The organism is Micromonospora sp. WMMD730 (assembly GCF_049178955.1).
Taxonomy (GTDB): domain Bacteria; phylum Actinomycetota; class Actinomycetes; order Mycobacteriales; family Micromonosporaceae; genus Micromonospora; species Micromonospora wenchangensis.
Map to the genome: position 1 here is coordinate 5,477,948 of NZ_JBMHML010000002.1, position 13,492 is coordinate 5,491,439.

General features: G+C 75.0%; 12 protein-coding genes. 4 read left to right on the forward strand and 8 right to left on the reverse strand.

From position 1 onward, the window contains the following. The first annotated feature begins 18 nt into the window (after window positions 1-18). Window positions 19-1,503, forward strand: coding sequence for a DUF7059 domain-containing protein (locus ACN265_RS23175; RefSeq protein WP_421409474.1), 1,485 nt, complete (start codon window positions 19-21; stop codon window positions 1,501-1,503). After that, window positions 1,503-1,925: a D-aminoacyl-tRNA deacylase gene (gene dtd / locus ACN265_RS23180; protein WP_421409476.1), complete on the forward strand. Its 423-nt coding sequence runs from the start codon at window positions 1,503-1,505 to the stop codon at window positions 1,923-1,925. The genes ACN265_RS23175 and dtd overlap by 1 nt, the downstream gene beginning before the upstream one ends. A 214-nt stretch (window positions 1,926-2,139) precedes the next feature. On the opposite strand, the gene ACN265_RS23185 is transcribed toward dtd, so the two are convergent. Further along, window positions 2,140-2,928: a sporulation protein gene (locus tag ACN265_RS23185; RefSeq protein WP_204924161.1), complete on the reverse strand. Its 789-nt coding sequence runs from the start codon at window positions 2,926-2,928 to the stop codon at window positions 2,140-2,142. Window positions 2,929-3,150: 222 nt separating this feature from the next. Here ACN265_RS23185 and sigB point away from each other — a divergent pair, with 222 nt between their 5' ends. After that, entirely contained in the window at window positions 3,151-4,167 is a 1,017-nt protein-coding gene (sigB, locus tag ACN265_RS23190; protein WP_377687505.1) for an RNA polymerase sigma factor SigB, read from the forward strand. Window positions 4,168-4,261: 94 nt separating this feature from the next. Here sigB and ACN265_RS23195 read toward each other — a convergent pair whose 3' ends face one another. The 3 genes from ACN265_RS23195 to ACN265_RS23205 are packed head-to-tail and all read right to left on the reverse strand — an operon-like array spanning window position 4,262 to window position 8,916. After that, window positions 4,262-6,805, reverse strand: coding sequence for a GNAT family N-acetyltransferase (locus ACN265_RS23195; RefSeq protein WP_421409479.1), 2,544 nt, complete (start codon window positions 6,803-6,805; stop codon window positions 4,262-4,264). Window positions 6,806-6,828: 23 nt separating this feature from the next. Continuing rightward, complete coding sequence (locus ACN265_RS23200) at window positions 6,829-8,010, reverse strand: acetoin utilization protein AcuC (protein WP_204923963.1); 1,182 nt, start codon at window positions 8,008-8,010, stop codon at window positions 6,829-6,831. A 48-nt stretch (window positions 8,011-8,058) separates the two neighbouring features. Then, a complete protein-coding gene (locus ACN265_RS23205; RefSeq protein WP_421409480.1) occupies window positions 8,059-8,916 on the reverse strand; it encodes a sulfurtransferase in 858 nt (285 codons plus the stop codon). A 97-nt stretch (window positions 8,917-9,013) separates the two neighbouring features. On the opposite strand from ACN265_RS23205, the gene ACN265_RS23210 reads away from it, so the two are divergent. After that, window positions 9,014-9,700 (forward strand): metal-dependent transcriptional regulator, encoded by a 687-nt coding sequence (locus tag ACN265_RS23210; protein ID WP_088646456.1) that lies wholly within the window; start codon window positions 9,014-9,016, stop codon window positions 9,698-9,700. 39 nt (window positions 9,701-9,739) lie between these two features. Here the strand turns inward: ACN265_RS23210 and ACN265_RS23215 are convergent, their stop codons facing one another. The 4 genes from ACN265_RS23215 to ACN265_RS23230 form a co-directional block, all read right to left on the reverse strand. Then, the gene (locus ACN265_RS23215) at window positions 9,740-10,291 is read right to left on the reverse strand and encodes a hypothetical protein (protein WP_421409481.1); all 552 of its coding nucleotides are present in this window, start codon (window positions 10,289-10,291) and stop codon (window positions 9,740-9,742) included. A gap of 105 nt (window positions 10,292-10,396) precedes the next feature. Beyond that, the gene (locus tag ACN265_RS23220) at window positions 10,397-11,653 is read right to left on the reverse strand and encodes an MFS transporter (protein WP_421409483.1); all 1,257 of its coding nucleotides are present in this window, start codon (window positions 11,651-11,653) and stop codon (window positions 10,397-10,399) included. A gap of 56 nt (window positions 11,654-11,709) precedes the next feature. Next, the gene (locus tag ACN265_RS23225) at window positions 11,710-11,952 is read right to left on the reverse strand and encodes a DUF5522 domain-containing protein (protein ID WP_204923959.1); all 243 of its coding nucleotides are present in this window, start codon (window positions 11,950-11,952) and stop codon (window positions 11,710-11,712) included. A 27-nt stretch (window positions 11,953-11,979) separates the two neighbouring features. Then, window positions 11,980-13,482, reverse strand: coding sequence for an alpha/beta fold hydrolase (locus ACN265_RS23230; RefSeq protein WP_421409485.1), 1,503 nt, complete (start codon window positions 13,480-13,482; stop codon window positions 11,980-11,982). Window positions 13,483-13,492: the final 10 nt, after the last annotated feature.

Here is a 13,492-nt window from a genome sequence, read left to right on the forward strand (position 1 = left end):
GCCAGGCAGGATGACGAGGTGGACCGTTACGACATGCTGCTCTCCCCCGCCGGCGTCGATGCGCTGCGCACCGCGCTCACCAGCGCCGACTTCACCGCCAACGGCATCGCCGGCCGGCTCGGGCCGCAGGCCACCGGCGGGGTCGCCCGCAACGACTTCCGGGCCGCGCTGCGCGCCACCGAGGAGCGGGACCCGCTGGCCGCCCTGATCCGGGTGTTCGTCTGCGACCAGACCGAGCCCGAGTCGGCGGTCGCCGCCGCGCTCGCCCCGCTCGACCTCGCCGAGGCCGTCGCCGCCGGCCTGGTCGAGCCGTCCGGCGACGGGCTACGCGCCGGGGTCGACCTGGAGCCGTACGGGGACCACTGGTGGGTGCTCGCCGACGTGCCGGCCAGCGCCCGCCCGGGCCGGCCGCTGCCCAGCGAACACGTGCTCGGCATCGGCGGGGCCACCCAGACCCTGATCGGGGCGACCGTCCGCCGCCCGGTGGACACCGCGCTGGACCTCGGCACCGGCTCCGGTGTGCAGGCCCTGCACCTGGCGACCCGGGCCCGGCGGGTCACCGCCACCGACGTGTCGCAGCGGGCGCTGCGCTTCGCCGCCACCACCGCCGCCCTCAACGGGCAGGACTGGGAACTGCTCCGCGGCGACCTGGTCGCCCCGGTGGCCGGCCGCCGGTTCGACCTGGTGGTCAGCAACCCCCCGTTCGTGGTCGGGCCGGGCACCACCACCCACGTCTACCGGGACTCCGGCCGGGTCGGTGACGCGATCGGCGCGGAACTGGCCGCCGCCGCCCCGGGCCTGCTCACCGAGGGCGGCACCATGCAGTACCTGGCCAACTGGGTGCACGTCGCCGGGGAGGACTGGGCGGAACGGGTGACCGGCTGGTTCGCCGGCACCGGCCTGGACGCCTGGGTGATCCAACGCGAGGTCGCCGACCCGATGGCGTACGTCAACCTGTGGCTGACCGACGTCGGCGAGGCGGCCGACCCGCACCGGGCGGCGGCCTGGCTGGACTGGTTCGACGCGCACAAGATCGAGGCGGTCGGGTTCGGCATCGTCTCGCTGCGCCGGGGCGGACACACCGATCCCGCTGTCCGGGTGGAGGATCTGCGCCAGCGGGTCGAGGCCCCCCTCGGCGACCAGGTGGCCGCCTGGTTCGACCGGCAGGACTTCCTGCGCGCCCGGGGCACCGACGGGGTGCTCGACGCCCGCTACCGGGCCGCCCCGGGGCTGCAACTGCGGCAGGAGGCGACCATCGGCGACGAGGGCTGGTCGGTGGACCGGCAGGTCCTGACGATGCCGCACGGGCTGCGCTGGAGCGAGGAGATCGACCCGCTGGTGCTGGCCCTGGTCGGCGGCTGCGACGGGCGATTGCCGCTGCGCGACCAGCTCGCCCTGCTCGCCGCCGCGCACGACGTCACCACCGACGAGCTGGCCGAGGCGGCCGGCCCGATCGTGGCGCACCTGGTCGAACGGGGCATCGTCGAGCCGGTGACCGACTGATGCGGGCGGTGGTGCAGACCGTCGGCCGGGCCAGCGTCACCGTCGACGGCGAGGTGGTCGGCGCGATCACCGACGGCCTGCTGGTGCTGCTCGGGGTCACCCACACCGACACCCCCGAGCTGGCCCGCACGATGGCCCGCAAGGTGCACGAGCTGCGCATCCTCGACGACGACCGCAGTGCCGCCGACACCGGCGCCCCGATCCTGCTGGTCAGCCAGTTCACCCTCTACGGCGACACCCGCCGGGGCCGTCGGCCGAGCTGGACCGCCGCCGCCCCCGCCGAAGTGGCCGAACCACTTGTCACCGCCGTGGTCGAGGCGCTGCGTGCCCGGGGCGCGACGGTCGAGACGGGCCGCTTCCGCGCCCACATGCTCGTCGAGAGCATCAACATCGGCCCCCGCACCCTCCTCCTGGACCTCTGACCCGCCCCTCCCACCCCCGCCACCCGCCCCAGCCCCGTCGCCTCCCTCGCCCCCTCCGCCCTGCCCGCCCCGCGCCCGCCTCGGTGATCAAGAGGTTTGCGTCAAGTTTGATCTTCAGGATGACGCAAACCTCTTGATCACCGGGGCGAGGCGAGGCGGGGCAGGGCAGAGGAGGGGCGAGGGCGGGAGGCGGGGTGCGGTGGGGCGGGGTGGGTCAGGAGAAGAGGCCTCGGCGTTGGAGGGACTGGCGGAGCCAGCCGTCGAGCTGGGCGGCCCAGTCGGTGCGGTCGGCGTTGGCGTGGTCGACGGTGAACCGACCGAAGGTGTCCCGGCCCTCGGTGAACAGGCCGCCGCGCTTGTCCAGCTCCAGCACCACCTGCATCTGGTGCGGGTCGGTGACGAAGGTGACCTCGAGCTGGTTGATCGCCCCGGCGTACTGCGGGGCGGGGTAGAACTCGATCTCCTGGTAGAACGGCAGGCTCTGTCGTACGCCGTAGATGTGGCCGCGTTCGACGTCGGCGCGGGCGAACCGGAAGCCCAGCCGCAGCAGCGCCTCCAGCAGCCGCTCCTGGGCCGGCAGCGGATGCACCGACACCGCGTCCAGGTCACCCTTGTCGACCGCGCGGGCCACCTCCAGCTCGGTACGCAGCCCCATCGTCATCCCGTGCAGCCGGTGGCCGTACAGGTCGGTCAGCGGGGTCTCCCACGGCACGGCGAACCGGAACGGGATGTCGTACCGCTGGCCCGCCTCCAGCCGGAACGGGCCGGTGACCTGCTGCCGGGCGAACTCCTGGGTGGTCTCGTACTCGGAGTCGGCGCCCTCCACCTCGACCCGGGTGACCAGACCGAGCGCCACGTACTCGATGTCGGTGGCGTGGTCGCCGCCGGCCACGTGCACCCGCCCCTCCAGCACCCCGCCCGGACGGCAGTTCGGGTTGGCGAGGACGGTCTCCACCGACGGACCGCCCACCCCCATCGACTGCATGAGCCGCTTGAAGACCACCACGTCCTCCATTGCCTGTTCGCGTGCCGACCACCATGGTCAACCGCTGGCACGGTAACCGGACCTGGCAAGACCCACCACGGCCAGCCCCGCACCTGACCGAATTGGTGTCGGTTCCCCGATCACCTCACCCCCGTTTCACGTCCCGGTTGGAAAGCTGTTCGTCACCGGGGCCGATGGCGTCGGTACGCGACACGAAAGCGGACACGGGGAGACACAGAGATGGCCCTGCAGATGATCGATAACAAGACGCGCCCGGCCACCACCATCGACGCCGAGCACGGCACCGAAGCCCTCACCGACCTCGACGCCACCGACGAGCGCGGGGTCTCCACCGACCTGGTCCGGGCCTACCTCAACGGCATCGGCCGGACGAAGCTGCTCACCGCGGCCCAGGAGGTGGAGCTGGCCAGGCGGATCGAGGCCGGGCTCTTCGCCGAGGAGAAGCTGTCGACGTGCACCCCCGTCTCCGGCGACCTGCACGCCGACCTCGCGCTGATCGCCCGGGAGGGACGCGCCGCCAAGGACCACCTGCTGGAGGCGAACCTGCGGCTGGTGGTCAGCATCGCCAAGCGCTACACCGGGCGGGGGATGGCCTTCCTCGACCTGATCCAGGAGGGCAACCTGGGCCTGATCCGCGCCGTCGAGAAGTTCGACTACGCGAAGGGTTACAAGTTCTCCACCTACGCCACCTGGTGGATCCGGCAGGCGATCACCCGGGCGATGGCCGACCAGGCCCGCACCATCCGCATCCCGGTGCACATGGTCGAGCAGGTCAACCGGATGGTCCGGGTCCGCCGGGAGCTGTCGGTCACGCTGGGCCGCGAACCGATCGTCTCCGAGGTGGCGCGGGCGATGGAGATCCCCGAGTTCCAGGTCATCGAGCTGATCTCGTACGACCGGGAGCCGGTCAGCCTCGACCAGGCCGTCGGCGAGGACGGCGAGAGCGCCCTGGGTGACTTCGTCGCCTCGGTGGACCCGCGCACCGAGCCGGGAGACGCCGCCGCCAACGGCGAACTGCGCAACGAGGTACGCATCGTGCTCGCCACCCTCTCGCAGCGGGAGCAGGCGGTGATCCGGCTCCGGTTCGGCCTCGACGACGGCCGGCAGCGCACCCTCGACGAGGTGGGCAAGGAGTTCGGCCTGTCCCGGGAGCGCATCCGGCAGATCGAGAAGGTCACCCTGCTCAAGCTGCGTGACCCGGAGCGGGCGCAGCGGCTGGAGGCGTACGCCTGCTGAGCGGGACGGTTCGCGGTCAGGCCCCCGGCGGTTCGCCGGGGGCCTGACCTTCTCTGCGGTGACCGCCCGCCGGGTGTCCGGCCGGCGGCGTCGGTCAGAGGCGGCGCGGGCCGGTGTCGGGGCGGGCCCCGGCCGTGCCGACCCCCACCGCCGCGTGCAGCACCGAGATGCCGTCCGGGCGGGCCAGCACCGGGTTGAGGGTGAGCGCCCGCACCCGGGGCTGCTCGTCGGCGAGCCGTCCCACCCGCAGCAGCAGGTCGGCCAGGGCCGCCCGGTCCACCGGGGCGGCACCCCGGTGCCCGCGCAGCAGCGGCGACGCCCGGGGCTCGTCGACCAGTTCGGCCGCGTCCCGGTCGGTCAACGGCACGGCCCGCCAGGCCCGGTCGCCGAGCAGTTCGGTGGCGACACCCCCCAGCCCGAAACCGACCACCGGCCCGAACGCCGGGTCCTCCCGCAACTCCACCACGCAGGCCACCCCGGGCGGCACCATCGGCTGGACCAGCACCTGCGCGCCGAAACCCGCCGCCAGGTCCGCGTACGCCCGGCGCAGGGCGACCGGGTCGGCCAGGTCGAGGCGGACGGCGCCCAGGTCGAGGCGGTGCCGCAGGCCGGGCGCGGCGGCCTTCATCGCCACCGGCCACCCGCAGCGGTCGGCGGCGGCGAGCGCCTCGTCGACGCTGCCGGCGGGCACCGACCCGACCACCTCGACGCCGTACGCGGCGAGCAGCGCGACCGGGTCGGCGGTGTCACCGCGCAACGCGGCCCGCCCGGCGGCCCGGTCCACCCCGATCAGCTCCGGCACCGTGCCCGGGTCCCGCCGCAGCCACCCGGCGTACCGGCCGACCCGGCCCAGCGCCCGCACCGCCTCCTCCACGCTCGGGTACGCGGGCAGCCCCGCCGGCACCCGCCCGGCGAGGAACGTCACCACGGTCGGCTTGCCGGCGGCCAGCGTCGCCGGCAGGGCGGCGGTGACGTCCGCCTCCTCGACGGTGAGCTGCCCCGGCAGCGGCGGGGCGAAGACCGCCACCAGCGCATCCACCCGGTCGTCGGCGGCGGCCCCGGCCAGCGCGGCGGTGAACTCGGCGACCCCGGCGTGCGGGCCGATGTCGCGGGGGTAGCCGTCGGCGACGGTGAGGCCCTGCCCGACGCAGGCGGCGGCGGCCAGCCCGGTCAGCGCCGACGAGTTGCCCACCACCGCGACCCGGTCACCGGCGGGTAGCGGCTGGTGGGCCAGCAGCACCCCGACGTCGAGCAGTTCGGCGACGGTGTCCACCCGGATCACCCCGGACTGGGCGAACAGCGCGCTGACGGCCGCCTCGTCCAGCGCCGGGCCGGCCGGGCGGGCCAGCGAGGCCAGCGCCACCACCGGCTTGGCCCGGCCGATCCGGCGGGCCAGCCGGGCGAACTTGCGCGGATTACCGAAGGTCTCCAGGTAGAGCAGGATCACGTCGGTGCCCGGGTCGTCCTGCCAGTACTGGAGCAGGTCGTTGCCGGACACGTCGGCCCGGTTGCCGGCCGAGACGAAACTCGACAGGCCCAGCCCGCGCCGCTGCGCCTCGGCCAGCAGCGCCACCCCGAACGCGCCGGACTGGCTGAAGAAACCCACCCGGCCGGGGGCCGGCAGCACCGGGGCCAGGGTGGCGTTGAGGCGTACCCGCTCGTCGGTGTTCGCCACCCCCAGACAGTTCGGGCCGACGACCCGCATGCCGGCGGCGTGCGCCGCCCGGACCAGGGACCGTTGGGCCGCCGCGCCGGCCGGGCCGGCCTCGGCGAAGCCGGCGGAGATGACCACCACGCCGTGCGCGCCGGCCGCGGCGGCGTCGGCCACCACCCCGGCCGCCGCGTCGGGGGGCACCGCGACGACCGCGAGGTCGACCGCCACCCCCGCGTCGGCCGCCGACGGGTACGCGGGCAGCCCCGCCACCGTGCGCGCGCCCGGGTGCACCGGCACGACCGCCCCCGGGTAGCCGCCGTCACGCAGGTGCCCGAGCAGCGCCGCGCCGACGCCCTGACCGGTGGCGCTGGCCCCGTAGACGGCCACCCCGCGCGGGGCGAGCAGCCGGGCGATGGACCGGGCCTCGGTGCGGTGTTCCCGGCCGCGCTGCACCGCCAGGGTCGCCTCGGTCGGCGCGATCGGGAAGGTCAGGTGCACCACCCCGTCGGCGAACTGGCGCTGCACCTGGTAGCCGAAGTCGGCGAAGACCCGCAGCATCACCCCGTTGGTGGGCAGCACCTCGGCGACGAAGTGCCCGATGCCGGCCCGCCGGGCGGCGTCGGCCAGGTGCTCCAGCAGCACCGAGCCGATCCCCCGGCCCTGGTAGGCGTCCTCCACCACGAACGCCACCTCGGCCTCGGGGGCAGCCGGCCCGAGCCGCTCGTACCGGCCGACGGCGACGATCCGGTCGCCGGCCAGCACCACGAACGCCTCCCGGTCCCGGTGGTCGACGGTGACGAAGCGGTGCAGGTCCCGTTCCGGGATACGCGGGTACGGCGAGAAGTAGCGCAGGTAGCGGGTGCGTTCCGAGAACCGCCCGTGCATGGCGACGATCTCCGGGGCGTCCTGCGGCCGGATCGGTCGCAGTCCGACGGTGCTGCCGTCGCTGAGCAGCACGTCCACCGGTTGGTCGACAGTGGTCACCGGTCCCTCCCCAGGTCCCCGGCTCAGTCTCGCGGGTCGTACGGGTCCAGCCCGAGCAGCGGGAACACCGCCTTGCGGGTGGCCGCCACGGCCCGGTCCACCGAGTTCGGCTCCCCGGTCGGCTGCCACGGCCGGTGTTCCGGGTCGACGTCGTCGGTCATCCGCAGCGGCACGTCATGGCCGGGTCGCCGGTGGGCGGCCAGCGTGCGCCAGCCGGGCGGGGTGAGGGTGGCCGGGTCGAGCGGGTCGCCGGTGGCCACCGCCAGCAGATGGGTCCAGGCCCGGGGCACCACCTCCACCAGGGCGTACCCGCCGCCACCGGTGGCCACCCAGCGGCCGTCGCACAACTCGTCGGCGAGCGCCCGCAACGCCAGGTAGGTGGCGCGCTGCCCGTCCACCGACAGGTGCAGGTCGGCCAGCGGGTCCATCCGGTGCCCGTCGGCCCCGCACTGGGTGACCAGGATCTGCGGCCGGAACGCGCGCAGCACCGACGGTACGATCGCGTGGAAGGCCCGCTGCCAGCCGGCGTCGTCGGTGCCCGGCGGCAGCGGCACGTTGACCGCGCTGCCCTGCGCCCCCGGCCCGCCGGTCTCGTCGGGGAACCCGGTGCCGGGGAAGAGCGCGAGCGGGGTCTCGTGCAGGCTCACCGTGAGCACCCGGGGGTCCCGGTAGAAGATCTCCTGCACGCCGTCGCCGTGGTGCACGTCCACGTCGACGTAGGCGACCCGTTCGGCACCGAGGTCGAGCAGGCGGGCGATGGCCACCGCCGGGTCGTTGTAGACGCAGAACCCGGCGGCCCGGTCGGGCATCGCGTGGTGCAGCCCGCCGGCCACGTTGACCGCGCGGCGGGCCTCGCCCCGCCAGACCGCCTCGGCGGCGGCCACGCTCGCCCCCGCGATCAGCGCGCTGGATTCGTGCATCCCGTCGAAGACCGGATTGTCCGAGGTGCCCAGTCCGTACCCGGCGAAGAGCGGATCGCGCGGCGCGGCCCGGACCGCCTCCAGGTAGTCGGGCCGGTGCACCCGGGTCAGCGTCGCGTCGTCGGCGGGCTCGGGTTCGACCAGCCGCACCCCGGGCCGGTCCAGGACGCCCAGCTCCCGGGCCAGGGCCACGGTCAGTTCGACCCGGACCGGGTCCAGCGGATGCTCCCCCATGTCGTAGTCGAGCAGGGACTCGTCCCACACCACCAGCGTGTCGTCCGACATGGGGTCATCGTCGCACGACGGTCACCGCCCGCCCACCACACGTGCAGGTCAGCCGCCGGGTGTCGGGCCGGTCGCGACCGGCCGGGACCCGTCGGCGACCCACCCGCTCCACGATCCGACGTAGAGCGCGGCGTCCGGCCGGCCCGCCAGGTGCAGGGCCAGCACCGCCTGCGCGGCGGTCACCCCCGACCCGCAGTACGCCCCCACCGGCGCGTCGGCGCGCACCCCGACCGCGGCGAACCGGTCCCGCAGCACGTCGGCCGCCGGGTAGCGCCCCTCGGTGACGTACCCGGGGGCGGGCAGGTTGACTGCGCCCGGCACGTGCCCGGCGACCGGGTCGATCGGCTCGGTCTCGCCCCGGTAGCGGGGCGCGGCCCGCACGTCGATCAGCACCCCGTCGTCGGCCGCCGCGAGGGCCGCCGCCGCGTCGGCGTCCAGCACCGGCAGCGCGCCCGGCCGGACGGTCACGTCACCGGGCGTGACGGTGGGCACCTCGACGGTCTGCGGCAGCCCGGCGGCGCACCAGGCCGGCCAGCCACCGGCCAGCACCCGGACCGGCCGGTGCCCCGCCCAGCGCAGCGTCCACCAGGCGCGGGCGGCGGCCAGGCCGTCGCCGCCGTCGTACACCACCACGGGGTGGCCGGTACGCACCCCGGCGGCCCGCAGCGCGGCCTGGAGGGCGGCCGGGTCGGGCAGCGGGTGCCGGCCCGCCGCGCCGGGCGGACCGCACAGGTCGGTGTCCAGGTCGACGAAGACCGCGCCGGGCAGGTGCCCGGCGACGTAGTCGTCGCGGCCCGGCGGGCCGGCCAGCCGCCAGCGGACGTCCAGCAGGGTCGGTGCGTCGGGTCGGGCCAGCTCGTCGGCGAGCCGATCCGGCTCGATCAGGGGGTCATCGGTACCGGACATGACGTCCAGTCAACACCATCGGCGCAGCGACCTCGCGTTTCGGCGCAGGTCGATCTTCGCGCGCCGGGGTAGCATCGACCACCGGGAGGCCGCTGACGTGAAGCATGACCTGGTCGACACGACCGAGATGTACCTGCGCACCATCCTCGAACTCGAAGAGGAGGGCGTGCCACCGTTGCGTGCCCGGATCGCCGAGCGGTTACGGCAGAGCGGGCCGACCGTCAGCCAGACCGTGGCCCGGATGGAACGCGACGGGCTGCTCACCGTCGAGGGCGACCGGCACCTGGCGCTCACCGAGCTGGGCCGGGGCAGCGCCGTGTCGGTGATGCGCAAGCACCGGCTCGCCGAGCTGCTGCTGGTCAACGTGATCGGGATGCCCTACGAGGAGGCCCACGAGGAGGCCTGCCGGTGGGAGCACGTGATGAGCGACGCGGTGGAGAAGCGGGTGTACGACCTGCTCAACCGCCCCACCCGCTCGCCGTACGGCAACCCGATCCCGGGGCTTGAGGAGCTGGGTCCGCCGCAGGCCGGGGCCAGCGAGCCGGTCGAGGGTGAACGCAACCTCGCCTTCCCCGGGCTGACCGGGCAGGTGGTGGTCCGGCGGATCTGCGAGAGCGTACAGACCGACGCCGACGTGCTGCGGCAACTGCACGCCGCCGGGGTCGACCCGGGCGCCACGGTCACCGTCGCCCAGGAACGTGACGGGGTGTTCATCGACCGCTCCGGCGAACGGGTCCGGCTGCCCCGCGAGGTCGCCTCGCGGGTCTTCGTCGCCGCCCACTGACCGCCCCGGCGGCGGCCCGGCCGTAACCGCGACCGGCCGTCACAACGACCGGGTGTCGAGCGTCCTGGCCAGGTCGACGAGGTGGTCGGCCACCTCGTCGGCGGTCGCCCGGTCGTCGCCCGGCCGGCAGGTCCAGCGGAGCGTGGCCAGCCGGTCCTCGGTGGCGAGCCAGCCCACCTCGGCCGTCGGGCCGCGCTTCGCGGTCTTCGCGCCGGTCCGGCGGTAGGCGGCCTGGCCCAGCTTCGACACCTTCTTCGCCCCGGCGGGCAGCACGTCGGCGGTGAAGGTCGGCACGTCGATCGAGGTGTCGGTGACCGTCAGGGTCAGCTCCGGCCAGGTGGCGTCGGTGGCCCGTACCACGCAGGTGCGGGTGTCGTCGCGCTCGGTGGCGGCGGCCACGTCGAAGCGGGCCCCGGTGTGTTCCTCGATCACCGCGAAGTCGAACAGCCGGCACGCCCCACCGGACGAGGCGGCCCCCACCTGCACGGTGGCCGGTTCCCCGGTCGGCAGCGGCACCGGCTCGACCTCCGACGCGCCACAGCCCGTGGTCAGCAGCACGCCCATGCCGGCCAGCCAGATCCGCCCGTGCACGGGCACACCTCCGTGATCGTCGGCGGGGAACCCGCCGGTGTCCGTCGGAAACCGTACGGGTTGGGGTTGCCGGACGGAAGACCCGGGTGGTCCGCCCCTGCGGCGTCAGCCCGGCGGCAGGTCGCGCAGGCTCCGCAGTGGAGACAGCACCACGAACAGGGCGGCGCTCCAGGTGCCGAGCGCGCAGACCACCAACGCCGGCCGCAGTCCCCAGTGGCTGCCGAGCAGGCCGCCGGTCAGCGCCCCCAGCGGAACCACCCCGAAGCAGACCCACAGGAACGCGGCGTTCACCCGGCCGAGCAGCTCCGGCGGGGTGATCCGCTGCCGGTACGACAGGATCGACACGTTGAACAGCACCGCGTTGGCGGAGAACGCGGCCAGCCCGACGACGTAGAGCGCCAGCCCCCACCCGGGTCGGGCCAACGGCACCAGCAGGTAGAGCGGTCCCGGCACCGCCATCGCCACCCAGATCACCCGGGCCGTGCCGATCCGGCGGGACAGCGGGGCGGCGAACGCGCCGGTGACCAGACCGCCGACCGCTCCCAGGGAGAAGACCAGCCCGACCGTGGCCGGGCCGGCCCGCAACTCCCGGACCAGGAAGCTGACCTCCAGCGCGGTGGTGCCGATGGCGAAGAAGTTCGAGGTGGCGGTGCAGGCCAGGATGCTACGCAGGATCGGACGCCGGCCGACGAAGCGCAGCCCCTCGGTGAGGGCGACCCGCACCGGCACCCGGTCGGTGAGCCCGCGGTCCCGGACCACCGGACGGACCGCCGCCAGCGTCGCCGCGCTGAGCAGGAACGCCAGCGCGGTGCCGAGAAACGTACGGGCGGCACCGACCAGCCCGGCCAACACCCCGCCGGCGGTCGGCCCGACCAGCGCGGCGGTGTCGGCGGTGACGGTCAGCCGGGCGTTCGCCTCGACCAGCCGGTCCGCCGGGGCCAGCGCCGGCACGATGCTCTTGTAGGCCACGGTGAAGAGCACGGTGAGCACCCCGCACAGCCCGACGACGACGTACAGGAAGGCCAGGGTGAGCCGGCCGACCAGGGCGACCACCGGCAGCGACGACAGCAGCGCGGCCCGGCCCAGGTCGCAGCCGATCATCAGCCGGCGCAGGTCGACCCGGTCGGCCAGCAGCCCCGCCGGCAGCGCGAAGACCAGGTACGGCAGCCAGGCCAGCACGGTCAGCAGGGAGACCTGGAACACGCTGGCCCGCATCGGGCCGGCGGCCAGCAGCGGCACCGCCACCCCGGACATCCGGGTGCCCAGCTCACCGACCGTCTGGCCGGCCCAGAACAGGGCGAAGCTCCGGTCCCGCCACAGCGGTGGGCGTACCGCCCGACCGTCGGTCAGTTGCGCCGTCATCGATCCCCCGTCGGTCCGCCCCAATCTAGGGGGGCGGGGCAGCCGGGGCCGCCGAATTAGTCGTCGACGTACGGGCAGTGCCGACAGCCCCGCCCGCAGCAGGTGCCACGCCGGGCCAGAAAGCCGGCGGTGAGGACGAACAGGCCGGTGGCCGGGTCGGGATAGCCGGCGTCCCCGGCGGCGAGCGCAGCGGCGTGTGCGGCCAGGATCCGTGCCCGGTCGGGGTGCTCCGGCGGCAGCCGGGACGGGTGCGGCTCGGTCAGCGGCCGGTCCGCCAGCGGACGTCGTTCGCCACTCACCACGAGGAGTCTACGGACCCGGCGGGTTCACTGCCCCGGGCCGGCGGTCTCGGCGCGGACCCGGGTCAGCAGGTCGACGAAGGGGCCGGGCCGTTGGTAGAGCGACCGGTGTCCGGCGTCGTCGAGCACCACGTGCTCCTTGTGCGGGGCATCGAGTTGGGCGTACCACTGGCGGGTCAGGGTCAACCGGCCCGGCACCTCGTGCGCGCCGTCGACCAGGTAGACGGGCACCGCGAGCCGCCTCACCCGGGCACGCAGGTCGACCTGCTGGACCTTCGGGTAGAGCACGTCCCAGCCATCCAGACCGCCGCCGAGCACGTGCGCCTTCTCCAGCAGGGTGTACTCGGCGACGCCGAGGTTCTCTCCCGTCCCGCCCCGGCCCTCGTGGTTGCCGGTGCGGTCGAAGTCGAAGGCGGCGGCCTCGTTGGCCAGCAGCGGCTCGTAGTGGTACATGTCCGGATACGGCGGCGGCCCCAGCTCGGTCAACTGCCGCACCAGATCGGCCCGGCCGGTACGGCCTGCCCAGGCGACGGTGTCGGTGTACTGGCTGCGGTCGGCGTCCCGCAGGTCGACCGCCTGCCCGACCCCGACGTAGGCCCGGAACAGCTCCGGCCGGCGCTGCACGGCGACGGCGGCGACCAGCGTCCCGCCGGAGTGCGCCACCAGGTAGACGTCCGGTCGACCGAAGCGCTGCCGCAGCCGGTCGGCGACGGCGAGCAGATCGGCGACCTCGCTGTCGAGGGTCAACGACGAGGAGGGCGGGAACGCCGCCCACGACCGTGCCGCGCCCCGCCGGTCCACGGTAGCCACCACGAACTGCCGTTCCAGCCCGGCGAGGTGCCGGCGGACCGCCCCTACCTCGGAGCTGCCCGGCCCACCGGGCAGGAAGAGCAGCACCGGGGCCCGCCGGTCGGCGCCCCGCAGCAGCACCCCCAGCTCCCGGTCGCCGCCGCCGCGCACCGTGGTCAGCTCGGCGATCCCACCCGGTACGGCGGCCGTTGCGGCCGGCAGCGCCACCGCGACCGTCACCAGGGCGACCAACGCGGTGAGCAGGCCCACCCCGGCCCGCCCCAGCCAGGTCCACACCGGACGGCGGCCCGCCGTCGGGGCGGCCCGTCGCGCCAGGCCCGCGCCGTACGCCGCGCCGACCAGCAACGGCAGCAGGGACAGCAATCCGTGTACGCCCCGGCCCAGCAGGAGCGCTCCGACACCGAAACCGCTCAGGTGCGGGGCGTCCACGGTCGGCCCCCGTAGCGGCCAGCGGACCAGCTCGACGGCGAGCGCGAAGAGCACCGGAGCCGTGAACATCGCCCCACGGGACCGGCTCGCCCAGCCGGCGAGCCCACCTACCGCGAGACTGACCAGGATCGACGTCACGGCCTCGGTATTGGTGCCGGGACCACGCGGGGTCCACCAGCCGACCAGCAGACCCCAGCCGAGCGGGGCGAGGCCGGCGGCGAGCCACCGGACCGTCGGGGTCGACCGGGCACGGCTGAGCAGGGCCGGACGGGGCAGCGACGGCTTCGCCATGACACCTCAC